Source organism: Bacillus sp. FSL E2-8900 (assembly GCF_037966225.1).
Lineage (GTDB): Bacteria > Bacillota > Bacilli > Bacillales > Bacillaceae_G > Bacillus_A > Bacillus_A cereus.
This window is the reverse complement of the sequence record NZ_CP150193.1, coordinates 1,188,912-1,214,758: the sequence shown is the minus strand read 5'-3', so window position 1 is coordinate 1,214,758 and position 25,847 is coordinate 1,188,912. Positions and strand designations below refer to the sequence as shown.

Genomic DNA, 25,847 nt, shown 5'->3' with positions numbered 1-25,847 from the left:
CTTATTGTTCCCCCTGAACATATTTATATGAACTTAAAATTACTTTGTACTCGTTAGATTCCTCATCCATTAATAAATCTTGGTTATTTAGCATTAACCATGCATGGGCTTGAAAAGGAAATTTACGAACTCCTATTACCATTTCAACTGGTATGGAATATCTAGAATGCAAAATTCTATAACCAATTAGTGTTTTGTGAATACAATCTGCTTTCCTAGGATACCAAGCACATACAATATTTAACAATGTGAAAAACTCTTCTATTTCAACCACTGAGCTTTCTGAAATTTGGTAACTAGTTTCTTGACTATAATATTTTTTTGAATACCTTTTAAAAGTTTCAGTAAATCCCCGTTTTGATAAACCTAAATCAAAAAGAGCTAGTAGCACATACATAGATACAAACCTATAGTACATTCTAAACTTTTTCATCAATTTCTATTACTCCTACCTTTTCTAGATTATAGATAAACTCTGTTATATCTTTTCTAATAATTCCTTTTTCCCCATCAGAATTTTCAGATATAAAATTTATTACATCATCTACTTGTTTATATTCTTCTATTTTATTCCATATAATAGAGCTAATTGAATCTAGCGAATGAAACGTATTCTCTTTCATATTAATCAGTAAAATCTCTTCATCTTCTTCAAAAACTATTAGATCTTTATTAAGTTTTATGTTCAAAACAAACCTCCTCAAACAACTTAAACCTTATTACATCTATATATTAAACTACAAAAAGTAAATTTTCAACATTTTTTTATTTTTTTTACATATTTTACATTAAAATCATCCCAATTCAATCTACTTATTTATCGACAATATTTATATTTATACTAATTTCATTTTAATAGCATTGAAGTCTCGAAAGGCTATCAATGGGTAAGAACGTTACTCTTTCTTTGCACGAAAGAGTAACAATTCTAATTAAAACCCCCTATCTAAATGATACATTCAATAGACTATAAGATTCCCCATCAGTGAATTATCTATAATTTTCATTATTTTCTCGAATATAACAAATATCGCGTTATTTATTTACTTATTTATTGACTATTAAGAAATTAGTATTTTCTTGACGTTATTACATATTTTTTATTTCGTAGTCTTCAAAACTCCGGTTTCAATATGAGTCGACTGGAATTTATTTGTCATACGGCTACCCACTTTATCCCACGTAATACCTTCACCACCAAAACCAGATTTACCTTTAATTACACTTTCACTTTTCCCACAATCTACAATAGATGGTTTAACAAATTTTTTCATCATAAGAACTCCTCCTAATTTTTTCAATAAATAACGCAATAGTTTTACACCAATCCCAGATATTAAATCTTTAATGATTAGAAATTAATATTATTTTATAAAAATATTACGTTATTTATTAATTAACTATATTTCTTAATTATTCCTTATGTCATTTAATTTTCTATAATATTTTATTAGCCACAATTCAATTGCAAATAACGGCCAAAAGTCATCTCTATTTTGATTACCATTTCTCCATTTTTTCATTTCCTCCTTCCACAAATCTGAGGAAATAAGATTAAGTTTCTCAACAACCAAGGGATTTTCCATTACTTTAAATATACTATCCCAATTCTGTCTCATACTTTTATATATGTAAGCCAGATGAGTTGTCTTATCAAACCTATTAACTATACTTGATGTCAAATGTTTTTCCATAGATTTTCTTAAAATATGCTTTGTATTCTCTTCTGAAAATCTAAGTTCACCAGGGATTTTATAAACATATTCCACTATTCTTCTATCCAAAAAAGGATGATTTATATCCGCACCAGCTATTGCTCCTATTACTCTATCTGTATATAAGTGCGACTTCGCATTAGACATCTGATAGTACAACTCTTTTTGGTGAAAATGTTTAATATTTTTCAATTTTTTTCCTATTTCTTTATAATAGGTAGTACTTTTAACTACGTTATGTTCTTTAAGAATATTAGGCAATAATATATATTGAATGAAATTTTCAAAGGCAGATGTGTTATTAACTATAGAATAATTCGTTACATAGGATAATGCTTTTACGAATTGTCCTTTTCAAAAAAAATCTCGTGCTGTATACAAAGAACCTGTTAAAAGATGATCTCCAGCATACCCACTAAATACATTGGATAATCCATTATCTACTGCTTTTTTTACAGTGTTATATGTAAAATTAAAAGATATAGAATTTACGTTTGGTTCATAAGAAAAAGGTACATTGTCCGGGAAATTTTCAAACAACAATATATTATCACAATTCAAAAATATCTCTTTAGCATGATACTTATTTATCAAATCATAAATATACTCCCTTTCATCACATTCTTTTAATTCATCAAAAACTGCACTGACTCCCTCTACATGGAAAGAATTATCTATTTTTTCTAAATTTTTACCGATAGCATATATCGACGTAGAATCCATTCCTCCACTGAGCATTATAGAGTTCCCCATACCTTTAATTAATCTATCCTCTACCGATTTAAAAAGTAATTGCGAAAACTCTTCCCAATAGTCTGATTCTTCTTTGTGAACTATAGTTTCTGAAATACAAGATAAATCCCAATATTTATGTAGATTAAATGTGTCCTTTGTTGAAATTATGTAGCTACCACTTGGTACCCTATATACATTGTTATAAGGAGTTATTTCAGTATCTACTATCCCATTTCTTTCATGAAACTCCTTAAAGTAATTAAAATTTATATCATTAAGATTAAAAAATTTTTTTAATAAAAAAATGTCACTTGCAAAAATATAACAATTGTTATATTTTATCCAAAATAAAGTTCTTACTCCCATTTGATCTCTTATAGCATAAAATTTTTGCTTCTTTTGATCATATAATATAAATGCAAAATCTCCTACCATATCTTCAACAAATTTGATTCCATTTTTTTTATATAAGTAAACAAGTAATTTTTCATTTTCTATATTTGTATCTAGTCTTTTATCCAAATTGTATTTTTTTATTATTTCTTCTTTATTATGTAATGCAATGTCACCTACTATTAATACATCCTCAAAATTAAACTCATTGACTAAATTCCTTTCATTACTTGCAAAACTAAATTGGTAATTATCAACTTTCACATGAATTTCATTTACTACTTTTTTAAATTCATCAAAAATTTCTTTTTGAATATTATAATCTGCAACATCCACCTTCTCAAATGAAACAGAAATTAAAAACCACTTCATTTCAATCACTTCCCACTAAATCAATTAAAATGCCAGCTAACACATAAAATCTAATTAAATACTACCATTAATCTCAATAGCATCAATGTTCTGTAAATTAAGGACAAACTCTAATATTTCATCCTTAATTACATCTTCTTCTTCATCAAATTCTTCAGAAACAGCATTAATTACCTTTTCTAGGTTTGATAATTCTTCTATTTTATTCCATATAATTGATCCAACATAATCTAAAGTATAAAAATTATTCCTAATCATATTTAATAAAACAATTTCATTGTTTTCTTTGTAAACAATTAATTCCTTATTCATCAAGAGATTCAAACATTATGCCCCCTTAATACAAAATTTTCATCTCATAAACTACATATCAAATAAAATATATAAATTCTAATATACTTATAACATAACAAGTAAAAAAATGTCAAATTATATATTAATATCCTTATAATACTTTAATTACAAATTATATTATAATAATTTCATTGTTTTTTTAAAATATCATTTAATAATGTGCACATAAATATCCAATTTTCTTCTTTTTTATTCTTTAGATACATAATTTTATTATTAAAAATTTGCAGGTCCGATTAAAAGCTAACTTAACTGGTATTTCATGAATCAAATTTACCTTCACCATAAATACGAGAGAATATAATACTTTTATGAGAACAGTAAAAACATGATCGAAGCGGAACAGGACTCGATTCAAAAGCATATACGAATAGCAAATTATTTTTTTCAGAAAAACCAACTAAAAAACAAAAAGAGTTAAACACTAAATGTTTGACATAAAAAATTGAATTGGCTGTAAAAGAACTATTCCTAGTATTAGAATTACCACATTCAATGTTTCAGTTACAAAAAGGAAAATTTTTTAACACTAAATTTAGGAAAAGATTCATCATAAAACACGTATCTGGAGTTCATTTTTTATATAAATTCTATATATAAGTATTATACGTTAAATTAATATCCTGAAGTAATCCAAAACGAAATTTTCATCTCTCCACAGCTATTTATATAAATTTAGCTTATTTTTTAGGGCAATAATTTTCTTCACTTAATAGCAATGCCTACCATAATCTGCTTTTTCTCAGATTGTTATTGGAGCACTTTATTTTCGTCGTTATTTGTCAGAAAATATATATCCTTTTCCCAAAAGTTGATATATATAAAAATTTTCATTGATATGATTTCATTTACGATTTCTCCATCATAAGAAATTTACTCATCATTTCCATTTATAACACCTACTAAAAAAGGCAGACCCTACAATGGGGTGCAGTTTGTTATGACTAAATTTACTTCAGAAGACAAAATGAATGCAGTAATACATTATCAAGATGGAAGTGAGAGTATAAAAGATATTGCGAAATTATTGGGAGCGAATCACGAAGTGGTTCGCATGTGGATAAAACAATTTGAATATCATGGAATCCGGGCCTTTGAAAAAGGCTATACAACATATTCTGCACAGTATAAACTCGTACTAAATTATATATTCGAAAAAGGGGCGTCAATCTATGACTAAGGACAATCAAAAATCAATTAAAGAAACAAATACAAACAGAAGAGTCAGTAGAAGCATTACAAGCTGAATTAGAGCGTTTGCGTATGGAGAATGCTTATTTAAAAAGTTGAATGCCTTAGTTCAAAACAAGGTAAAATCACCAAACAAGATAAGGCGCAAGTAATCTATGAACTAAGGAAAGCATTTCCGGTGAAGGCACTTTTAAAATTAGCAGAACTCCCACGAAGTACATATTACTACTGGATACAGAATTCTAATCGGCCAGATAAAGATGGAGAGCTAAAGATCTTAATTCAAAATATTTACGATGAACACCAAGGTCGTTATGGATATCGCCGTATTCGCGATGAGTTAATGAACCAAGGACACAAAACCAACCATAAAAAAGTTCAACGAATTATGAAAGAGTTAGGTTTAAAGAGTCTAGTTCGTATGAAAAAATATCGCTCGTATAAAGGACAAGTAGGTAAGATAGCGCCAAATATTTTAGAGCGTAATTTTAAAGCGGAAAAACCGAACGAAAAATGGGTTACAGACATAACAGAATTTAAATTATGTGGCGAGAGGCTCTACTTATCATCGATGTTAGATCTATTGAATGGAGAGATAATCGCTTATACAATTGATTCAAGACCAACCTATTCACTTGTATCGAAGATGTTGGAGAAGTCTTTTCAACAATTGGTAAAAGAAGACGCACTCCTTATTCACTCTGATCAAGGCTGGCATTATCAAATGAAGAAGTATCGTCACGCCCTAAAAGAACGCAAGATTACGCAAAGTATGTCTCGTAAAGAGAACTGTTACGATAATGCGATTATTGAAAGTTTCTTTGGTATTATGAAATCTGAATTTCTTTATCTAAAAGATTTTGAAAGCATAGAACATTTTAAACAAGAATTTGAAAAATATATCGATTATTATAATCACCAAAAAATTAAGGCAAAACTAAAAGGCAGCCTAATGAAACGACCTGTCTAACTTTATGGGGTCAGTTCACAAATGTCTGCCTTTTACTACTAGATTAACTTAAAAATACTCTTAATTTGTCTAGCAAATAACCAATTTTTCGTACCGTAGTTATCATTTAAACTATCTAAATTAATAGATTGTCCGTTAGCAAACTTTAATTCTAACGTAGTATTTTTGTCATTTGTTTTTAAGTTACTATTTGTAATGGCATCATACTTTAATTTTTCAATCTCAACATATTCGTCTTTTTCTTGTCCAATCACGACATGGTCTTGAAAGAAGAAAAAGACTTCTACTTTTTTACCGAAACAAAATACATTTTTCGTATAAATTAATGTCGCGTTATCAAGTCCGACACATACTTCTTTCATTTCTTCCACAACGTGTCCAAAGTCTTCTTCATGTCTTGCATTTGATTCAGCAATCCATTCTTCAATTGTTTTCATGTTAATTGCCATACTGCGCCCCCTGGTTCGTTCATTGCTTCGTTTAAAAAATAAATACTATATGAAAATATAAGCGATACGTACTATGTTTTCAAGGGGGAACGGTATATTCAAAATAAAGTGAAACTTTATTTACTCCCTCATTGTAAAAAAATAGCACTTTAAAAAGTGCTATTCTGCTCTCCTTGCCGCTTGCTGAATTGGATCCCAAACGCTGTTATATGGTGGTGCGTAACTTAAGTCGACGTCTTCTAAATCATGAATGCTCATTTTATTGAAAAGCGCCATCGCAATCACATCAATACGTTTATCTACGCCTTCTTCTCCAATTACTTGCCCGCCCAATAATTGTTTCGTATCGGAGCGATATAGTAATTTCAAGTAAAGTGGTTTTGCATTTGGATAATAGCCCGCCATATTTGTAGAATCTACTTTGACCGTTTTATACGGAATGTGTAGCCCTTTCGCTTCTTTTTCATTTAAGCCTGTTCTTGCGAGTGTCAAATCCATAAATTTAATAATGCCTGTGCCTAACGTACCTTTAAAAGCTCTTCGTTTATCAAGCATATTCAGTCCAGCAAGTCGCCCTTGCTTATTGGCTGTCGTTCCGAGCGGGATATGATCATGAATTTCCTTTATAACGTGGTAATGTGTTGCGCAATCACCGGCTGCATATACGTCTTGCACATTCGTTTGCATATATGCATTTACTTCGATTGCTCCTTTATGATTCTTACGTATATTTGTCCCTTCAAGAAAATCAGTATTCGGCTTCACTCCAACCGACACTAAAACAAGATCTGCTTTATACGTACCTTTATCCGTTTCGATTGCTTCTACTCGTTCATTTCCTTTAAATGCTTTTACATTTTCATTCGTTAAAATTTCAATATTGTGTTTATCTGCTTCTTTATGTATATATTCAGCCATATCTGCATCATAAATCGTACCGATATGATCATTTCGCTCAATCATTCTTACTTTCTTACCAAGTTCGACGAATGTTTCTGCCATCTCTAGTCCGATTGCACCACCGCCAATAATCGTTACATCTTCAACTTTATTCGTTTCTAGCGTTTTTAATATACGCTCAGCATCCGGAATTGTTTTTAAAAGATGAACGCCTTGTAATTCCCGTCCTTCCCATTCCGGCATAACAGGACATACCCCGGTCGCAATTAATAATCGATCGTACGAAAATTCAAAGACATCTTTCGTCTTTGTATGCTCTGCGTACACCATTTTCTTTTCCGTATCTACTTTCGTTACTTCATGACGCACTTTCGCATCAATTCCATATTTCTCACGAAACGTCTTCACGTTGCGCGCGATTAACTTTTCAGTTGAAGCGATAGCACCACTAATGACATACGGTAATCCACACTGAGCATACGAATAAATCTCACCTTTTTCTAAAGTTACAACATTTGCATTTTCATCGTTTCTAACAATTTGCATCGCTGCACTCATACCAGCTGCATCTCCGCCAATAATGACATAGTTCACTTTACCACTCCTTCTTTTTTACATACTCTTTACGTTTTCCATATTTTATAGAAATAACACCTACTTCCATTGTAAAGAAAGAGAATTTCATCTTCAAATTTGGTGCACAAACTTATGTATGAATAGGTAACTGTCGTGTCTTATAAACAACATGTTTAATATGCTATAACAGTAACTATTGAAAGTAGGTGAAACATACATGTGCGCTGGTCTTCTCGCTCAGTTTCCAGAGGAACCGAAAGAACCGAAAGCCGCCCTCCCGCTTGAACAAGAATTTACCATTAATGCAACATTATACAGTGCTCGCGCTTGGTTATCAGACAATGACACTTTCTCTCAAACTATTTGGAAAGCTACCCGCTTCGCTTCTGCATCACACGCTCGCAAGGCCATCTTTCCAGTCGGTACTGTTAAAATTGTAAATGTTTCTGATGATACAATAACGGTTACTATATCATCAGAATCAAAAGATGCTCTTAAAATAATCGTCCCTCCACATTCTGAAGCTGCTTTAACGTCTAGTTCTTTATCTGATGTGCAAGCCAGTACATCAGGAGGGGCAAGTAAAGTCACATTTCTCTTTCATATCTTTTTCTCTAGGGAACCTGCTCCAGCCAAATAACGATAGAAAAGGTACAGCAATATACACTGTACCTTTTTCAAGCGCTCTATTCTCTTGATTTGATTAGTTCAATATTATAAGTTTCGATATCTGTTAACTTTCCTGTAAAATAAGGATTTTCTCTATACCAAGGCTGTTTTGCAAAATATGCTTGCATATCTTTCGTTTGAAAAATATGTCCATGCCTTGCATATATTTCATTTCTAGCAATTTTCAACTGCTCTTTCGATAAATATGTTAAATCTGCGCTCGTTAATTTTCGAATATCACTATCAGGAAAGATGAAACCATTATATACATACCCAGTCGCGGGCGTTGGAGTAACATTATAAACAACTGGTTTTTCTGTACTTTTCTTTTGAAATGGAAGATTATAAGACGAAAGTGCCGTTACCGTCTCTACTTTTGTCGTTTCTCGTCCACTTTCTCCATTTCGTTCTAAATAAACCGTCGCACTTCCATCAGTCGCTACAGGCCCCCATGTAATTTCTTCTCCTGCCAGCGCTGTAACCGGTTTTTGATTTACATACAATGTTGCACCAGGCGCGTTCGTTTGAACTGTAATATATTGACCTTGCAACGTTAAATCTATCGTTACGTTATTTTGGCTTTGTTTCATAAGTACAACCTTTTCCTCACGAGATAATTTTACGTAGTCATTTTTATACTCTGATTGAAACACTTGATTTCCCGGAAGAAATGGCCCATATTGCTTCTCAAACTTTTTGTCATCTGTCTTATCAATTTCTTTTCCGTTCATTTTTAACGATACGTCTTTTTCATTTGTAAGCAAAGTTGTATAGTACGTCTTTGCTTTCAATTTATATCGATCAAATATAAAGAAATACTTTCCGTCTTTCGTTAATGAAAAATCAGCTTTTTCTATTCCGTCCCGTTGTTTTTCACCTTGTCTCAAATATTGTTTTAATTCATTCACGTAAGATGGATTTTCTTTTATATATGAAAATAGAGGCGTTACACTCTCTCTCGTTATCATAACCGATGGATCATCTGCCGTAACGATCTCAGCTAATTTCTCTCCGTCCCTCTCTTGTAAAATCGTAATTATTCGGTCTACTTGTGCCACCTGCGTATAATACGACGATCCGTACAAATACAATCCAATAATTGCTATAACAAATAGCGCTAACAGTGTAATGCCAACTTTTGCACCACCGCTCATGTTCTTCTTTACTACAGAACGTCTCCTCTTCGACCCGCAGTTTTGACAAAATTGCAAACCATCTTCAAACTGAACTCCGCACTTTGTACATACATTCATTCAGTCAACCACCTTTTCATTAGAAGCCAGTTATTCCCTGTGTTAAGGCTTGAATTATCGTGCTAATGTAAGACCAAAGTACAATGAACGTTGCAATTCCAATTAAAACATTTGCAATAATAAGTGTGTAAACGAGATCTAATCCGCCATTGTCTAGCTTTAATACGGCTACAGTTATACTAATCCCTATATAAGTTGCAGCTACGGATAATAATATAGGTAAGAAAAAGATTAATAAGAAACTAAAAAGAAAAGAAAGGACTAATATGACAATAGCCGGCGTCGCTATCGTTCCCCATATACCAAATACTTCAAGAAACGAAAAAGATGATTTCATCATCTTGCCACTTACAAAAATAATAAATCCGACAAATAAAGTTAAAATTAATAAAAAGAAAAAGACCGTTATAGATTCTCCAAAAAACGTGGGAGTAGATATATCTGGTGCAAATGTTCTCGTAACTGCTGATGCTGCACTCATCATTCTATAAAAAATACATGCTCCTAAAAAACAAATAAGAACAAGACTTACAATTCCATTTCGCACTTCAATAGCGCCGCTTTTCATAATCGCTGTCGGTGCTTGTAATGCATGTTTAAAAAATTGAAAATAGCCGCTCGCAAACCGTTTCGCTTGCTCTACCGTTTCATTTGGCCGAGCTTCCTTTGCTTGTGCCGCACGTGCTTGTTCCGGCCCTTCTTCTTGGCCACTACTTGCCACTACTTCTTCCGTTAACGAATGTCCACAATTCCCGCAAAACTTTGCCTCCGCTGCATTTTCTGTATGACATGACGGACATTTCATTCTCTTATCCCTCCTTAAGCATATACCATATAGGGTGTTACAAGTTCAATATATGACTTTGGACATAAAACATGACTACAAGAAAAAGATTCTGAAATCCTTCTTCCGAAAGAAAATATATGTGCTAGTAATCTTGAAAAAAAATGCTATTATGAAACAGAATAAATAATATTTTTAACAGATTGGATGACTGGCAATGGAATTGGTAAACTCAATTTTTCAAATACTCCTTACAAGCGTAATCCAATTATTATCTTTAATTGGCGTTATCATTGTAATTGGATTTCTATTAGGCTATTTAGAATCTCTCACACGCATGTATTGGTCGAGAGCTTTCGGAAGAAAAGGATTCCTATTAACGGCTTGGATTGGTGTTCCGATTCACGAACTTGGACATGCCATTATGTGCGTGCTGTTCCGTCATAAGATTGTAGCAACGCAGTTCTTCCCGACAGATACAAGTCAAGGGGCTTTAGGCTACGTACAACATCAATACAATCAAAAAAGTGTGTATCAACGGATTGGGAATTTCTTCATCGGCATTGGGCCTATTATTTCTGGTATTACTGCACTAATCCTTTTAATGCGCTATTTCGTACCAGAATCATATTTTTTATTTAATACAACTCTCGAAAAAACGATTGCTTCTACTTCTATTAATATAGAAATGATCCAAAACATGCTCTTGTCGACGTTTGTATTATTGAAAAGCTTATTTACAATCGGTAATTTATTGAATCCTTCCTTTTGGTTATTTTTATTTATCGCCATTTGCATTTCCGCACATATCGCTTTAAGTAAACCAGACATTAAAGGATCAATAGACGGAGTTATCGTCATGTTTATCGTTTTATTTTTATTCAACATCATAGCGGGACTGTTCCAATACGATAGTAACCAACTAATTAGCAAAGTGATGAAATATAATATGTATCTCATTGCGTTTTCTAGTGTAGCACTGCTTTTCTCTTGTATTTCTACACTTGTAAGTTTTGGGTTTTATAAAATAAGAGGAGGGCGTTCGTTTTGAACGCCCTCTTCTTATTAATTATTCCCCTTATAATCACAATGCTCAACAGGCACACGAGCATGCCCTTCTTCATCGGTACACCATGACTGTGATTGGAATGCAAGAAAGATACCAATCCATTCTTCTTCCTTTTCAAAGTGAATGAGTATTCCTCCGTCTTGCCATATGCCATCATCACCTTGCCATTTTTCTACATTCCCTTGATTCATATGAATATCATGTATACCGTTTCCTGGTTTGAAATGAAAATAGGAATCTGGTGTATTTTCTTCTGGTCCCCATCTTTCACCAAACGCGTAAATAATTGCTTTTTCTTCTATTGCTCGTTTTATATAACGTTCTATTTTTTCATTTAAATCATTATCTGCTCCTGCTTTTTCGGGAGGCAAAGGAATCATTTGATTTGAGTCAAATAGATTTCCTCTTACATAATCTAAAGCTACTTTCGGTTCATTGTTTTTTATTTCTGTAAAACCGAATGGTAATGTCGGTAAAATATGAATCGCCTCTGACCTAATATTGTTACTCGCAAAATATAAAACTTCTGACGGATAACTTTGCGATTTTACGTTAATTGCAATACGATAATCTACTCCTGTCTCGCCCTGTAAATGAACTTGATAATGAGGTGTTTTCCCTTTTCCAATCTTTGATTGTATAACTGTACCTTTTAACACACCGTAGTTTTTTAGGGGCATACATTTCATCTCCTATTCATTTAGTAGCAGCTATTCATATTTAAATCATTATCCATTCATAAAAAAAATCCTCCTATGTTAGGAGGATTTTTAATTTCTCAACATATACCAAACAATAACCTCTACCACTACAAGTAAAACCGCACCAAAGATCATTAACGTCGTCTTCTTTAATAGTTCATTTTCACGGTAAGGGATATTACATAAGTAAGCACCTAATGTAATCCGTGATGGACAAGCGATTGTCGCTACTGATGATGCGGTGTTTTGAAGTGTTGTGACATATTGCCACGGGAGTGCTACGTTTTGTGCAGTTTGCATTTGTAGTTTTATAAACATTGCATTTGATCCTGCGTTACTACCTGTTAAAAATCCACCAATAGCGCCAATAAACGGAGCAACGAAAACGAAAAACGTTCCAAATGTGTCACCAGCTGTCTTTGCGAGTAATGAATGCATGCCTGATGCACCCATTAGTTCTGAAATGGCGATAAACATTGTCGTCGTAATCGCAAAAGGAATCCATTGTTTTATCGTTTGTGAGAGTGATTGTTTCATAATATTAGACGGGATGCGGAAGAAAATAATAGTAAATAAGCAAGTCATACCGAGCCAAAATCCTGGTGAATATAGTAACTCTAGTTTGTAAGAGTATGATTTCAAATCAAGAACCGCATATGATCTAAACAAATCATGTAATGCTGGAACGAGGCGGGAGAGTAAAATACAAACTGTTAGAAATATATAAGGGCTAATAATTTTTATAATGGATATTTCTCTTTCCGTTGCCGCCGCATGTTCTGTTATAAGATTTTGCCCACTTTTTCCTTTTAATTTAATGATAAGAAAGCCAAATGTAATCGTAACGATAGAACTTAATATCCCGGCTAGTTCAACACTTACGTACGCATTAGAAAGATAGATTCCGAGAGAAAATAATAGAAAGAATCCTACTCCTTCTTTCCACTTTTCTATAACCGCTTGCCAGCCGCCAACAACGTGTAAAGAAAGAATAACAAAGTAAGCAAACATCGGAATACTTAATAGCGCTGTATTTGTACCAAGTGTTGTAAGAGGCATATTTATTAGCTGCGAACCGATAATCGTACCAGTTGCCATTGCGCCCCATGAACTAGCTAGTAAGCCGATGAATGAGAGCAGTACAGCTTGAAATGGTTTATATCCTAGTGAAAGAAAAATAGGTGCTGCAACCATGAAGCCGATACCGAATCCACTTACTGATTCAATAAGCGGGCAAATGCCAAAACACATAAGCAGCATTTGTAATAAGCGATCCTGAGTAACTGCTTCTAGAAAACGTGCTACTTGATCGATGTACCCCATTTTGTTCATGAGGTGAAATAAAAAAATACCGAAAAATAAAACGTACCCGACAATAAAACAAATTAACCATCCTTTAATCGTTGCGTGCACAGTTTCACTTATCCCTAATTGAAACGTTGGCGAGAGTAAAACGATTCCAACAGACACAGCATAAGAAATTAACGAGGACCTTAATGACGTTTGTTTAAATAAAAATAAACAAATGAAAATCATCATAATTGGGATAAGTGCCAACAATATGGCCATGTTATCATCTCATTTCTTTTAAAATACAATTTTTAACTATTATATAACAGATGCTATAATTTTCAATTGTTTTTACAACAGATTCAAAAAAGGAACCAAACGGCTCCTTTTCATTCACTCCCATTTTCTATTATCCTGAAAAACTGTCTGCTTTCCGACTATTTCTTTCAACACAACAAACACAATGTAAGTACATATTGCTTGCAATATAATATTCCAAAATTTCATTAATGTAAATGAATGAATCCGTAGAAATAATTCGTTTAATAATACAATCGAAACGATACTAAATAATTCTATACTAATCGAAAATAGACATATTTCTAAAATAGACTGTTCTTGAATGCGATTTAAGTTAGAAAAGATGAATACATACCCTAAAAATAGAGCTATTAACTCTATTTTCGTCATGCTAATAAGCCAAGCGTATAATGGTACAGTTAAAAATAGATATAGTAATTTACGTCTTAGCATGCCTTCTCCTCCTCTGAATTATATGTATTTTCTGTATATTTTAACATTTATTACGCAAAACAAAAAGAAGAGACTACGCCTCTTCTTTTTGTTTTGTTGCATATATTAATTCACATATTTCTTCTCGCTTTTCATTTTCTAAAAGCTCAATGACCTTACTTCCAACGACAACTCCGTCGCATATTGTAACCATTTCTTCTACGTGTTCTTTTGTTGAGATGCCGAATCCAGCGACTACTGGTAAGTTGACGTGTGATTTTACTTTTTCTAAGTAACTATGAATCTCCTCTTTAAAGTTTTGACGTACTCCCGTTACGCCCGCTACTGTAACAGCATAAACGAACCCTTCTGATTCACTCGTAATTTTTTCAATTCTTTCAATAGGACTCGTTACGGTAACGAGTGGAATGAGCGCAATGTTTACCTCTCGAAGTAACGACGCAATAATATTTTGTTCTTCATACGGTAAGTCTGGAACGATGATGCCGTCTACACCTGCTTCTATACAGTTCTCAATGAATCTCTCTTTTCCGAATGCAAGTACTGGATTTAAATATGTCATGAGTACAAACGGAATTTGCACTTCTTTCCTTACCTCTATTAATGCTTGAAAAATACCTTTTACTGTTACGCCGCTATCTAGCGCTCGTTTCCCTGCTCTTTGAATCGTTGGACCGTCTGCGACTGGATCCGAAAAAGGAATGCCGATTTCAACGATGCTCGCTCCTGCTTCATCAAGAAAACGAATTCTTTCTTTTAATTTTTCAAAGCCGCCATCTCCGCCCATTACGTACGGAATAAATGCTTTCTTTCCATTTTCAAACGCTGCTTTAATTTTTTCTACTCCCATTTTTTACACCTCTTCCATATAACGTTTTATACTCTCTACATCTTTATCACCGCGGCCAGATAAACAAATGACAAGCCCTTCATCTTTCTTCATTTGCGGCGCTAATTTTAATGCGTATGCGACAGCATGCGAGCTTTCTAACGCCGGGATAATGCCTTCTTTTTTCGTTAATAATTGAAATGCTTCTAATGCTTCTTCGTCTGTTATCGAATGATAAGAAACGCGGCCAATATCTTTTAGCAAGCTATGTTCTGGACCAACACCTGGATAATCAAGTCCTGCTGAAATAGAGTGTGCTTCTTGAATTTGTCCTTCTTCGTTTTGCAGAAGATACATCATTGATCCGTGGAGAACACCAACGCTTCCTTTCGTTAAAGTTGCTGCATGCTTTTCTGTATGAACGCCTTTTCCAGCTGCTTCTACGCCGTAAAGAGCAACTTCTCCATCATGTACGAACGGATAAAACATCCCCATCGCATTACTGCCACCGCCAATACAAGCAACGACTGCTTCTGGTAACTTTCCTTCTAACGTCTCATATTGTTTTTTCGTTTCATTTCCAATTACACTTTGGAAATCACGGACAATTTGCGGGAATGGATGTGGTCCGAGAACAGATCCCATAATGTAGTGCGTATCATGCACATGTGAAACCCAGTAACGAAGCGCCTCGTTTACCGCATCTTTTAATGTACCGCTACCTGCCGCTACACTTTCTACTTTCGCTCCGAGTAATTCCATTCGGAACACATTTAATTTTTGACGTCTTACATCTTCTTCTCCCATAAAAATGACGCATTCTAATCCGAGAAGAGCACATACAGTAGCTGTTGCAACTCCGTGTTGTCCAGCTCCTGTTTCAGCGACAACTTTTTTCTTGCCCATTCGCACTGCAAGTAGTGCCTGACCGATTGTATTGTTAATTTTATGAGCTCCTGTATGGTTCAAATCTTCACGTTTTAAATAAATTTTTGCCCCACCGCAATACTTCGTCATATTTTCAGCATAATATAGCGGTGTTTCTCTTCCGACGTACGTTTTTAAATAATGATTTAATTCCTTTTGAAATGCTTCATCTTGCATCGCTTCTTTATATGCTTCTTCTAGTTCTAGTACAGATTGCATTAACGTTTCTGGAACGTATCGTCCTCCGTATATACCGTAATGTCCTTTTTCATCTGGATATGCGTAGTTCATTTGGAACACTCCTTTGCTTTTATAATAAATTGTTTTATTTTCTCTACATCTTTCTTTCCTTCTGTCTCTACTCCGCTGCTCACATCGACCATATAAGGCCGAACAGTTCGAATTGCTTCTTCTATATTAAGAGCGTTTAATCCACCAGCTAATATCGTTTTCTTTCGCAATTCTTTTGGCATATGCCCAAGTAGTTCCCATGAAAATGTCTTTCCATTTCCTCCATGAAACTTTTCTTTCGGGCTATCAAATAATATATAATCCGTTTCATACCTTTGAGCGTTTTTCATATCACTCTCTGAAGTTACTCCTAGCGACTTTATAGACGGAATATTCAATCTTCTAATTTGATGATTGTCTTCATCCCCATGTAGTTGTACATGTGTTAACCCACACTCATCTGCAATTTTCCGGATCACTTCTACTGATTCATTTACGAAAACACCAATTTTTAACACGTTGGCTGGAAGCTCCTGAATGATTTCTTTCGCTCTCTTTGGAGTGATTTTCCGTTTACTTTCTGCAAAAACAAATCCGAGTGCATCTGCGCCGTATTCGCACGCACTTTTCGCTGTTTCCACATCAGTGATGCCGCAAATTTTCACTTTCATATATTCACCTTACAATCTTCAAAAAAACTACTAATAGAAGATGATGTCATAAGCGCCTCTCCAACTAATACACCTTTGGCCCCAGCTCTTTTAACACGAATAATATCTTCTTTTGAATGAATGCCACTTTCACTAATCCAAAGTAGTTTCTCCTCATTCAATCTTTTTCCAAGCTTTTCAGTTTGGCTTAAATCTACTTCGAACGTTTTTAAATTACGATTATTAATGCCAATAACGTGCGGATTTAATACAATCGCAGTTTCTAATTCCTGTTCATCATGAACTTCAACAATCGCTTCCAATCCTTTTTCTAACACGTAGCTATACAACTCTTTTAACTTCTCTTTCGTTAACGCTGCTACAATTAGTAAAATAATATCTGCTCCCGCTTCATATGCTCTATCAATTTGAATCTTATCGATTATGAAATCTTTACATAAAAGCGGAATGTTACTTTCTTCTCTTGCTGTTTGTAAATCGTGAAACGACCCTTTAAAAAATTGACCATCTGTTAAAACAGATACTGTTCCTGCACCACATTTCTCATATGTTCCCACTTGTTTTCGTACGTCAACGTGTAAATTGATATCTCCTTTTGATGGTGATGCTCGCTTTACTTCTGCAATGACAGTAAACTGCTGTAACGCTTCTACAAGTGAATGTGTCTTTCTTTTTGTTTTTACTGGTGTATATATTTCATACAACTCCGCAACTTCCTTTTTCTTCTGTTCTACAATTTCATCTAAAATCGTCCCCACTTTAGTTCACCCTTTCTAATTTTTCATTGCTTGCTGCAATTAATAAGTTTAATTTGGTTAATGCTTTTCCAGAGTCAATGCTATGTGCCGCGAGTTTAATTCCTTCTTCAATCGTTTCCGTTTTTCCATTTGCGAAAAGAGCTAGACCTGCATTTAATAAAACTGTATCACGATAAACACTCTTTTCTCCGCTCAATACTTCAAGCGTAATCTTTGCATTTTCTTTTGAATTCCCCCCTCTAATTTCTTCATTTTTCACTCTTGAAAAACCATACTTTTCTGGATCAATACTCATTTCTACTATTTCATTATCTTTTAAAAGGACTACGTGATTTTCCCCTTGTAATGACGCTTCATCTAAAAAACCACTTCCATTTACGACAAGCGCTTGTTTCCGGCCTAACTTTTGTAATACTTCTGCAACTGGTAATAACATATCTCGTTTATAAATACCGACAAATTGTGTTTCTAAATTCACTGGATTTGTTAAAGGACCAATTAAATTAAAGATCGTCGGCACGTTTAACTCTTTTCTTATTTTCATAATGCGCCTTAGTGCTGGATGCATCACTGGTGCAAATAAAAATGCAATGCCCACATGCTCTAGTAAATAATCAATTTCGTTTGGCGTACTACTAATATTTACACCTAGTTCTTCTAATAAGTCTGCACTTCCTGTTTTACTAGAAACAGCACGATTACCATGTTTTGCAACCTTTACACCTGCTCCTGCCAGTACGAATGCTGATGTTGTGCTAATATTAAACGTTTGAGCACCGTCACCACCCGTCCCGCAATTGTCCATTGCTCCTTGTATATGGTTCGAAAACGGCAATGCCTTTTCGCGAAGAGCTCGAACGAGACCGTATATTTCTTCTGCAGTTTCACCTTTCGCTTTCAGTAAGACTAAGAAAGCTGCAATTTCACTTTCTAATATGTTTTCACTTAATAAAAGTAGTCCTGCTTTATACATTTCCTCTTCTGTTAAATGTTGACCCTCCACTAATTTACGAAGATAGTTATTCATACTCTTTCCTCCTCTTTTATTTCTGTTAAAAAGGCACGTATTAACTTTCCGCCTTCTTCTGTTGCGATTGATTCCGGATGAAACTGTAATCCGAAGAGCGGATAATAATTGTGACGGACTGCCATTATCTCTCCGTCGTCCATCGCTGTTGCTAATATGTCAAAACACTCTGGCAAGCTCGTTTGCTCTGCAACAAGGGAATGATAGCGCATTGCCGTTAGCGGCTGTGTAGCGTATGAAAAGATTGACGTTCCGTTATGTTTCACACGCGATGTTTTTCCATGTTTAATACATTCTGCTCTAACAATGTCTCCTCCAAATGCAGCTATGATCGCTTGGTGGCCAAGACAAATCCCTAATATGGGAACGTTCTTATAAAAATGACGGATGACGTCGATACAAATGCCAGCATCCTCTGGTTTTCCTGGTCCTGGTGAAAGTACAATTCCTCTTGGATTCACCTCTTCTAACTGTTCTATCGTTATTTCATCATTTCTTACAACTACAATTTCTTCTTCATGTTCGCCTAACAGTTGATACAAGTTATATGTGAACGAATCGTAATTATCGATAAGTACAATCATTTCATTACCTCCAAAAGCGCTCTCGCTTTATTTAATGTTTCTTCATATTCAGCTACTGGATCTGAATCGTAAACGACTCCTGCTCCTGCCTGAACATATGCTTTTTCATCCTTTACGACCATCGTTCGAATGGCGAGCGCCATATCAAGATTTCCTGAAAAACTAACGTATCCAACTGCACCAGCGTATACATTTCTTTTTTCATTCTCTAGTTCATTTATAATTTCCATCGCTCTAATTTTCGGAGCTCCAGAAACCGTCCCTGCTGGTAAGCAATACGCTAACGCATCAAATCCGCCCATTTGTTTTTGCAATGTTCCGTAAACTTCGGATACAATGTGCATAACGTGAGAATATTTTTCTACTTTCATATATTTATCTATCGTAACCGAGCCGATTTCACTCACTCTACCAATATCGTTTCGCCCAAGATCTACAAGCATCATATGCTCTGCTCGCTCTTTCTCATTGCCTAACAGTTCTTTTGCGATTTCCTCATCTTCCCTCTTCGTTTTCCCCCTCGGCCTTGTACCAGCAATTGGATTCGTCATCACTTTATCCTCCCTTACTGATAGTAAACTTTCCGGCGAGGAACCGAGTACAACATAATCTTGAAAATCGATATAGAACATATATGGTGATGGATTTGCAATTCGAAGTTTTCGATATAACGCGAATGGATCACCAATACATTCACTTTGTAAACGCTGTGACAGTACAACTTGGAATATGTCTCCCGCTCTTATATATTCTTTCGCCATTTCTACCATCTCATAAAACTCTTTTTCCGTTATAGAAGAAGTGAATGATAATGGGGATTGTATTGCATTTACTTCAGCTTCTTCTCCTTGTAGCACTTCCTCTTTGTATACTCGTAGCCTTTCGTATACTTCTTCATAATCTGCTGAATCATCTTGCCTGCATACATATACAAACGACAACTTTTGGCGTAAATGATCGTAAACGATAAACTCACGATATAGTAAAAGGTGTACTTCCGGAATATTTAATGGGTCGTGTAAATCCGCTCCAATGTTTTCATACTGCCGAATGACGTCATATCCAATATAACCAACTGCTCCCCCGCAAAATGGAAATGGACTCTCTACTTGAGCTGACCCGATCACTTCTTCTAACACTTGAAGTACGTTACTTTGCAACTTTTCTGACCGGCCGTAAATCGTTCGTTCCACTTCCGTACCAACGCTTTTCACTTCTCCATAAGGATTACATCCTAAGTAAGAATAACGCCCTTTATCTTGATGAAGCTGTGAACTTTCTAATAAGAATTTCTTCTTCCCTTTCATACGTCTATATAAAGAAATTGGCGTAATGCTATCTCCTTCTTCTTCAGTGATTACTAAAAATGTCTTTCTCTCTCTTTTTTGTTTTATAAATTCTTCTTTCGTCATCATGTCCTTCACCTCGCCCTGAAAAATAAAAAAGTCCTCTACATATCGAAAATATGTAGAGGACGATAAATATACCGCGGTACCACCTCGTGTTGGATGCAAAAGCATCCCGCTTTGTTCAGGTACAAAATTTATACCTTATCCTTGTAACGGCGGAACCCGGGTTGCCTACTGAAAATAATTGTTCAGCATACCTCTCGTAAGCCCATTCCGTATATGGCACCGTACCGGGCTCCCACCTATTCCCGGCTCTCTGTAACGTCTCCAATATACGTACTCTTCTTACTTAAACGATTTCATTTATTTCATTTTTTATACACAAAAAGGGAGTACTCATCCTATAGAAAGGACGGGTACTCCCGTGGTGCCACCTTAATTCGTTACAAATGTAACGCACTTTACCGTATCAAAAACAATACGTGTCTCTTGTATCGATGAGATCATGTCGCCAAAGCCTACTTCTTTCGTTTCGGTTTGGAAGCTCCGAAGCCCATTCCACATCAATTCCATACTGATTCGCACCAACCATCAGCTCTCTGACATGTTCATCATGTGTACTCTTCTTCATCAACGCTTGCATTTTTTTAAGTTGCACTCATTATAGACCTGACTTTTTTCACAAGTCAATACTTTTTTAAAAATTTTATTTTTCTTTCCTTTCAATATTATATTGACAAAACAACCTCTTTTTATGTAAATATAATAAATACTCTATTAAAAATAAGGTTTTTTGTATGAATATTATATATTAAAAAAGTAAAATGACATCAAAAAACGCTTACATTTCTGAAAATTCATATTTCTATATGGATTTTTCAGAATAATCATGATAGATTATAAATATGCATAACGCATCAAAAGACATGACAAAAGGAAGGGGAACTACATGAGTACGCAGATGTTAACTTTAACTTCGATCTCTATCTACATGCTCGGGATGTTAGTCATTGGCTATTTCGCCTATAAACGAACGTCCAACTTAACAGATTATATGCTTGGCGGGCGTACACTAGGCCCCGCAGTAACAGCATTAAGTGCTGGAGCATCCGATATGAGTGGTTGGCTTTTAATGGGGTTACCCGGTGCAATGTTTAGCGTTGGATTAAGTAGTAGTTGGATTGCGATCGGCCTAACACTAGGCGCATACGCAAACTGGCTTTATGTCGCTCCTCGCTTACGTACCTACTCAGAAATTGCAAATAACTCTATTACTATCCCAGAATTTTTGGAACACCGTTTCCACGACAAATCTCATATGCTACGTTTAGTATCTGGACTTGTTATTATGATTTTCTTTACTTTCTATGTAGCTTCAGGATTAGTTTCAGGCGCTGTATTATTTGAAAATTCATTTGGCATGAACTATCATGTTGGATTATTCATTGTAGCTGGCGTTGTTGTCGCTTACACATTATTTGGTGGTTTCTTAGCAGTAAGTTGGACAGACTTCGTGCAAGGAATCATTATGGTAGTTGCTCTTATTCTTGTTCCTATCGTAACAATTATGAATTCGAACGGACTTGGACCTGCATTTGATACAATTCGATCTGTAGATCCAACACGTCTAGATATTTTTAAAGGTGCCTCTACTTTAGGAATGATTTCTCTATTCGCATGGGGCCTTGGTTATGTCGGACAACCTCATATTATCGTACGCTTTATGGCAATTTCTTCTGTAAAAGAACTTAAAAGCGCACGAAGAATTGGTATGAGCTGGATGATTTTCTCTGTTGTTGGAGCTATGTTTACTGGTCTTATTGGTATTGCTTACTATTCACAACAAGAGTTAACATTATCTAACCCAGAAACAATTTTCCTTGAACTTGGGAAAATTTTATTCCACCCACTTATTACTGGATTTTTATTAGCCGCTATTTTAGCAGCAATTATGAGTACAATCTCATCTCAGTTACTCGTTACTTCTAGTGCCGTAACGGAAGACTTATATCGTACATTCTTCAAACGTTCTGCATCTGATAAAGAACTTGTATTTGTCGGTCGTATGGCTGTACTTGTTATTGCATTAGTTGGGTGCGCTTTAGCGTTTAAACAAAATGATACGATTTTAGCTCTTGTTGGATACGCTTGGGCTGGTTTTGGTTCTTCATTCGGACCTGCTATTTTATTAAGCTTATATTGGAAACGTATGACGAAATGGGGCGCGCTTGCTGGTATGATTTCTGGTGCCGCTACTGTTATTATCTGGACTCAATTCAAATTCTTAAAAGATTTCTTATATGAAATGATTCCAGGTTTCGCTATTAGTTTACTAGCCATCGTAATTGTTAGTTTACTAACACAACCTTCAAAAGAAGTTGAAGAGCAATTTGAGGATTTCGAAAAACAACATCGTCATAATTTATAAAAAAATCTCTGCTGTTATCGTAACAGCAGAGATTTTTTTACAGTTCGACAATCTTCTTATCAAATTTAACAAATTCTTTATGTTTCGTTAAATTTAACATAACACTACTCCTTTATAGTATGAATATCAGCACTTATACAGAAAGGGGACTCCAACATGTTAGCAGCTTTCCAGCAACAACAAACACGAAAATTTTCACCTATCACAAATACTTCTGCATCTTGTTTAAACATGCAACCTAACCCGCCTAAAATTTCAATTGCTCCTTCTGTTATTTCAGTCATCGGTGTTCATATGGAAAAACATAAATTAAAAATAAAAACGGGACAAAACATTGTGTTAGCAGCTTCCATTTTGCCAATACAAGCAACGAATAAAGAGCTTATTTGGTCAAATATGAATTCTGATATCATCACCATATATCCAAAAGGTGACACCGTGACGATTACTGGAAAAAGTGCAGGTAAAGCAGTCGTAATTGTCACAACTGCTGAAGGCAAATTCCGTGACCTATGTGTCATTCACGTACAACCTTATATGACAAACCCAAAGTAAAAGAGTGGCTTCGTAGCCACTCTTTTACTTTGTTTCAATATTTGAGTTTTTACTTTTTACAAAGTTAATAAATTGTTCTTTATTTCTTGGAGAAATAATTTCTGTTTTTATGTGTATCGTAAACAATTTCAAGTCAGTCAAATGATAATGCATGAGTTGCTATTGGATTTTTCGTATTTGAAATTTGTTTTATATCTCGTATAAATATACGTTTTGTAATGAGACCCGATCTAATCGTAATTGTTTCTTTCCCGGCAATATATTTTGCCAAAAATCAACTCCAACTAAACAACATTGCTAATGGAATTGTAAAAAGCAAAAGAAAATATTCTCTCCCTACAAAAATTGGATATAACCATGTATCTTTTTTGATGGAAATTCGATTTCCATCCCCCTTCTATGCCCATATTCCTATAAAACAAAAAGAGAAGTATCACAACTTCTCTTTTCTCCCCTAACACTATAATTCCTGTGTATACACCGGCTCGTTTACGACATTTTTTGCTGTTCGCTTTTGTTGCTGTAGTAAGAAAACCGATACACCAAACAATACGAGCATGCTACCGATAATTTGCATTGCATTTAATTTTTCTCCAAGTAAGAAGAACGCAAGTATAGATGCTCCAACAGGTTCTCCTAAAATACTCATTGAAATTGTCGTTGCATTTACATAATTTAATAGCCAGTTATTAATTACATGTGACACTGTCGGCACAACCGCAAGTAAAAGAAAAACAGTCCAATCCCACTTCGTATAACCTGTAAAGGGTACTTGTAATATGACATTATAAATCCCCATAAAAAGACCTGCGAACGCAAAGACTGTAAAGCTATAAATCCAGTGCGATACTTTCTTCACTGTCGTTTGCCCGATAAATAAATAACCGACAACCGCTATTACACTTAGAAAGGATAATATGTCACCATAAATTGCTTGCTTACTTAAACCTAAATCTCCCCAACCAATGCACATTACTCCTAAAATAGCAATTCCCATCGTTGCAATGGCTGAATATGTTGTTCTTTCTTTAAATAGAAAAAAACCTCCAACTAAAGATACGATTGGTTGAAGTGCCAAAATAATTGTTGAACTAGCAACTGTTGTATGCTTTAAAGATTCAAACCATAAAAGAAAATGAAGTGCTAAAAAGAAACCAGATCCAATTAAAAAGCCCCAATCTTTCATTTGAATCCTATTAAATTCCTCTCTTTTTTTCCATACGATAGGCAGCATAATAAGTACGATAATCCATAAGCGGTACATACTTAATATTGAAGATGGTGCTGAGGACATCTTTACAAAAACTGCTGCAAAGGAAATGGCAATTATAGAAATAGCCAATGGTAGTGCGATTGATTTTTCTTGTTTCAAATCCTGTCTCCCCTCTCACCTGTCAAAAATCCCACTTCATTATATCCGTTTTCTTTCGTAACTTAAATACTAATTTTTTAGATTCTTCGTACCATTATGGTAAAATAGAAATTAAGGCACCAATTAGTGAATATTTCTTTCCTTTTCACTACAAGCGTCGCTCTTACAATCGTTACAGTAAATTTTTATTTAGGGGGATCTACATGAGTCAAACAATAGGGAGAATTGAAGAAATTTCATTTTATAGCGCATCACTTCAAGAAGATGTTACACTTCTCGTTTATTTACCAGTAAATTACACACCACTGCACAAACATACAGTTGTAATTGCACAAGATGGTAGAGATTATTTTCAGCTTGGTAAAGCGCACCGTGTAATTGAGCGCCTTCGTGAAACCGAAGAAATTGACCGTACAATTATTGTCGGTATTCCATATAAAAATGTACATGATCGTAAAGAAAAATATTTCCCAAATGAAATAAAAAATGTTGCATATATTCGTTTCCTTGCTCATGAACTTGCACCATATATTGATGAAAATTATCCAACGTACCAAATGGGAAAAGGTCGTGTTTTAATTGGTGATTCTCTTGGCGGAACAGTTTCCTTTATGACTGCACTTATGTATCCGCATACATTCGGTAAAGTCGTTATGCAATCACCATTTGTGGATGAGACAGTGATGAACTTAGCAAAAGAATTCAAAGATCCACAGGCGTTAGAACTGTATCACGTCATCGGTACAGAAGAAACGGCTGTAAAGCGTACTGATGGACAAGTATCTGATTTCGTAGGGCCGAACCGTGAGTTAAATACGCTTCTTACAGATAGAAACTTCATCACGCATTACGAGGAATTTGAAGGCAATCATACTTGGAAATATTGGCAGACTGATTTACCGAAAGCCTTCTCTCATATTCTATCAATGAAATAATAGAGAG

At 34.7% G+C, this 25,847-nt stretch carries 26 protein-coding genes, 2 pseudogenes and 2 other annotated features; of the genes and pseudogenes, 6 read left to right on the top strand and 22 right to left on the bottom strand.

The genetic code is table 11. From position 1 onward, the window contains the following. Window position 1 precedes the first annotated feature (1 nt). The 6 genes from NST90_RS06265 to NST90_RS06240 form a co-directional block, all read right to left on the bottom strand. Window positions 2–433, bottom strand: coding sequence for a lasso peptide biosynthesis B2 protein (locus tag NST90_RS06265; RefSeq protein ID WP_044795483.1), 432 nt, complete (start codon window positions 431–433; stop codon window positions 2–4). Further along, on the bottom strand, window positions 420–689 hold the full coding sequence (locus NST90_RS06260) for a PqqD family protein (RefSeq protein WP_044795484.1): 270 nt from the start codon (window positions 687–689) through the stop codon (window positions 420–422). Before NST90_RS06260 ends, NST90_RS06265 begins: the two co-directional genes overlap by 14 nt. A gap of 411 nt (window positions 690–1,100) precedes the next feature. Beyond that, the gene (locus NST90_RS06255; protein WP_187294091.1) at window positions 1,101–1,277 is read right to left on the bottom strand and encodes a hypothetical protein; all 177 of its coding nucleotides are present in this window, start codon (window positions 1,275–1,277) and stop codon (window positions 1,101–1,103) included. 132 nt (window positions 1,278–1,409) lie between these two features. Beyond that, window positions 1,410–1,907 carry an asparagine synthase-related protein gene (locus tag NST90_RS06250; protein ID WP_283748228.1) on the bottom strand — a complete coding sequence of 166 codons (498 nt, stop codon included), beginning with the start codon at window positions 1,905–1,907 and terminating at the stop codon, window positions 1,410–1,412. 162 nt (window positions 1,908–2,069) lie between these two features. Next, window positions 2,070–3,215, bottom strand: coding sequence for an asparagine synthase-related protein (locus NST90_RS06245; RefSeq protein ID WP_283748229.1), 1,146 nt, complete (start codon window positions 3,213–3,215; stop codon window positions 2,070–2,072). Window positions 3,216–3,269: 54 nt separating this feature from the next. Continuing rightward, window positions 3,270–3,539 (bottom strand): PqqD family protein, encoded by a 270-nt coding sequence (locus NST90_RS06240; protein ID WP_283748230.1) that lies wholly within the window; start codon window positions 3,537–3,539, stop codon window positions 3,270–3,272. 970 nt (window positions 3,540–4,509) lie between these two features. Here NST90_RS06240 and NST90_RS06235 point away from each other — a divergent pair. Continuing rightward, window positions 4,510–5,730 (top strand): annotated as a pseudogene (locus NST90_RS06235) (IS3 family transposase). Between the two features lie 38 nt (window positions 5,731–5,768). Here the strand turns inward: NST90_RS06235 and NST90_RS06230 are convergent. Together NST90_RS06230 and NST90_RS06225 are read right to left on the bottom strand one after the other, a co-directional pair. After that, window positions 5,769–6,179, bottom strand: coding sequence for a DUF3908 family protein (locus tag NST90_RS06230; RefSeq protein WP_000996782.1), 411 nt, complete (start codon window positions 6,177–6,179; stop codon window positions 5,769–5,771). 159 nt (window positions 6,180–6,338) lie between these two features. Next, complete coding sequence (locus NST90_RS06225; RefSeq protein ID WP_283748231.1) at window positions 6,339–7,673, bottom strand: CoA-disulfide reductase; 1,335 nt, start codon at window positions 7,671–7,673, stop codon at window positions 6,339–6,341. A 199-nt stretch (window positions 7,674–7,872) separates the two neighbouring features. Here NST90_RS06225 and NST90_RS06220 point away from each other — a divergent pair, with 199 nt between their 5' ends. Continuing rightward, the gene (locus tag NST90_RS06220) at window positions 7,873–8,295 is read left to right on the top strand and encodes a hypothetical protein (RefSeq protein WP_000332393.1); all 423 of its coding nucleotides are present in this window, start codon (window positions 7,873–7,875) and stop codon (window positions 8,293–8,295) included. 46 nt (window positions 8,296–8,341) lie between these two features. Here NST90_RS06220 and NST90_RS06215 read toward each other — a convergent pair whose 3' ends face one another. Continuing rightward, window positions 8,342–9,577, bottom strand: a complete 1,236-nt coding sequence (locus tag NST90_RS06215) for a YARHG domain-containing protein (RefSeq protein ID WP_283748232.1) — start codon at window positions 9,575–9,577, stop codon at window positions 8,342–8,344. Between the two features lie 19 nt (window positions 9,578–9,596). Continuing rightward, window positions 9,597–10,382: a zinc ribbon domain-containing protein gene (locus NST90_RS06210; protein ID WP_000650087.1), complete on the bottom strand. Its 786-nt coding sequence runs from the start codon at window positions 10,380–10,382 to the stop codon at window positions 9,597–9,599. A 196-nt stretch (window positions 10,383–10,578) separates the two neighbouring features. Here NST90_RS06210 and NST90_RS06205 point away from each other — a divergent pair, with 196 nt between their 5' ends. Beyond that, window positions 10,579–11,412 (top strand): hypothetical protein, encoded by an 834-nt coding sequence (locus NST90_RS06205; protein ID WP_025709877.1) that lies wholly within the window; start codon window positions 10,579–10,581, stop codon window positions 11,410–11,412. Between the two features lie 14 nt (window positions 11,413–11,426). Here the strand turns inward: NST90_RS06205 and NST90_RS06200 are convergent, their stop codons facing one another. The 10 genes from NST90_RS06200 to trpE form a co-directional block, all read right to left on the bottom strand. After that, window positions 11,427–12,110, bottom strand: coding sequence for a YukJ family protein (locus NST90_RS06200; RefSeq protein WP_025709876.1), 684 nt, complete (start codon window positions 12,108–12,110; stop codon window positions 11,427–11,429). Between the two features lie 90 nt (window positions 12,111–12,200). Beyond that, entirely contained in the window at window positions 12,201–13,700 is a 1,500-nt protein-coding gene (locus tag NST90_RS06195) for an L-lactate permease (protein WP_000996258.1), read from the bottom strand. Between the two features lie 114 nt (window positions 13,701–13,814). Then, entirely contained in the window at window positions 13,815–14,174 is a 360-nt protein-coding gene (locus tag NST90_RS06190; protein WP_283748233.1) for a DUF4029 domain-containing protein, read from the bottom strand. Window positions 14,175–14,247: 73 nt separating this feature from the next. Continuing rightward, window positions 14,248–15,024 (bottom strand): tryptophan synthase subunit alpha, encoded by a 777-nt coding sequence (gene trpA, locus NST90_RS06185; protein ID WP_000537816.1) that lies wholly within the window; start codon window positions 15,022–15,024, stop codon window positions 14,248–14,250. Between the two features lie 3 nt (window positions 15,025–15,027). Further along, window positions 15,028–16,221: a tryptophan synthase subunit beta gene (gene trpB, locus NST90_RS06180; protein WP_001105040.1), complete on the bottom strand. Its 1,194-nt coding sequence runs from the start codon at window positions 16,219–16,221 to the stop codon at window positions 15,028–15,030. Next, the gene (locus NST90_RS06175) at window positions 16,218–16,832 is read right to left on the bottom strand and encodes a phosphoribosylanthranilate isomerase (protein WP_000865147.1); all 615 of its coding nucleotides are present in this window, start codon (window positions 16,830–16,832) and stop codon (window positions 16,218–16,220) included. The genes trpB and NST90_RS06175 overlap by 4 nt, the downstream gene beginning before the upstream one ends. Next, window positions 16,829–17,590: an indole-3-glycerol phosphate synthase TrpC gene (trpC, locus tag NST90_RS06170; RefSeq protein ID WP_000536676.1), complete on the bottom strand. Its 762-nt coding sequence runs from the start codon at window positions 17,588–17,590 to the stop codon at window positions 16,829–16,831. The genes NST90_RS06175 and trpC overlap by 4 nt, the downstream gene beginning before the upstream one ends. Window position 17,591: 1 nt before the next feature. After that, the gene (gene trpD, locus NST90_RS06165; protein ID WP_001067365.1) at window positions 17,592–18,617 is read right to left on the bottom strand and encodes an anthranilate phosphoribosyltransferase; all 1,026 of its coding nucleotides are present in this window, start codon (window positions 18,615–18,617) and stop codon (window positions 17,592–17,594) included. Continuing rightward, window positions 18,614–19,201 (bottom strand): aminodeoxychorismate/anthranilate synthase component II, encoded by a 588-nt coding sequence (locus tag NST90_RS06160; RefSeq protein ID WP_000636322.1) that lies wholly within the window; start codon window positions 19,199–19,201, stop codon window positions 18,614–18,616. The genes trpD and NST90_RS06160 overlap by 4 nt, the downstream gene beginning before the upstream one ends. Further along, a complete protein-coding gene (trpE, locus tag NST90_RS06155) occupies window positions 19,198–20,616 on the bottom strand; it encodes an anthranilate synthase component I (protein ID WP_016122110.1) in 1,419 nt (472 codons plus the stop codon). The genes NST90_RS06160 and trpE overlap by 4 nt, the downstream gene beginning before the upstream one ends. Window positions 20,617–20,668: 52 nt before the next feature. After that, window positions 20,669–20,913, bottom strand: a binding site (T-box leader). 42 nt (window positions 20,914–20,955) lie between these two features. Continuing rightward, window positions 20,956–21,193 (bottom strand) — a binding site (T-box leader). Between the two features lie 306 nt (window positions 21,194–21,499). Between trpE and putP the strand changes: the two genes are divergently transcribed. Together putP and NST90_RS06145 are read left to right on the top strand one after the other, a co-directional pair. Beyond that, on the top strand, window positions 21,500–22,978 hold the full coding sequence (putP, locus tag NST90_RS06150) for a sodium/proline symporter PutP (protein ID WP_000107210.1): 1,479 nt from the start codon (window positions 21,500–21,502) through the stop codon (window positions 22,976–22,978). 156 nt (window positions 22,979–23,134) lie between these two features. Continuing rightward, a complete protein-coding gene (locus NST90_RS06145; RefSeq protein ID WP_000878730.1) occupies window positions 23,135–23,533 on the top strand; it encodes an Ig-like domain-containing protein in 399 nt (132 codons plus the stop codon). Between the two features lie 24 nt (window positions 23,534–23,557). On the opposite strand, the pseudogene NST90_RS06140 reads toward NST90_RS06145, so the two are convergent. Both NST90_RS06140 and NST90_RS06135 read right to left on the bottom strand, forming a co-directional pair. Then, window positions 23,558–23,882, bottom strand: a pseudogene (locus tag NST90_RS06140) (PH domain-containing protein); the annotation flags it as partial. A 111-nt stretch (window positions 23,883–23,993) separates the two neighbouring features. Continuing rightward, entirely contained in the window at window positions 23,994–24,905 is a 912-nt protein-coding gene (locus NST90_RS06135; RefSeq protein ID WP_000806939.1) for a DMT family transporter, read from the bottom strand. A gap of 203 nt (window positions 24,906–25,108) precedes the next feature. Here NST90_RS06135 and NST90_RS06130 point away from each other — a divergent pair, with 203 nt between their 5' ends. Continuing rightward, window positions 25,109–25,840: an alpha/beta hydrolase-fold protein gene (locus NST90_RS06130; protein WP_025709872.1), complete on the top strand. Its 732-nt coding sequence runs from the start codon at window positions 25,109–25,111 to the stop codon at window positions 25,838–25,840. The last annotated feature ends 7 nt before the right edge of the window (window positions 25,841–25,847 follow it).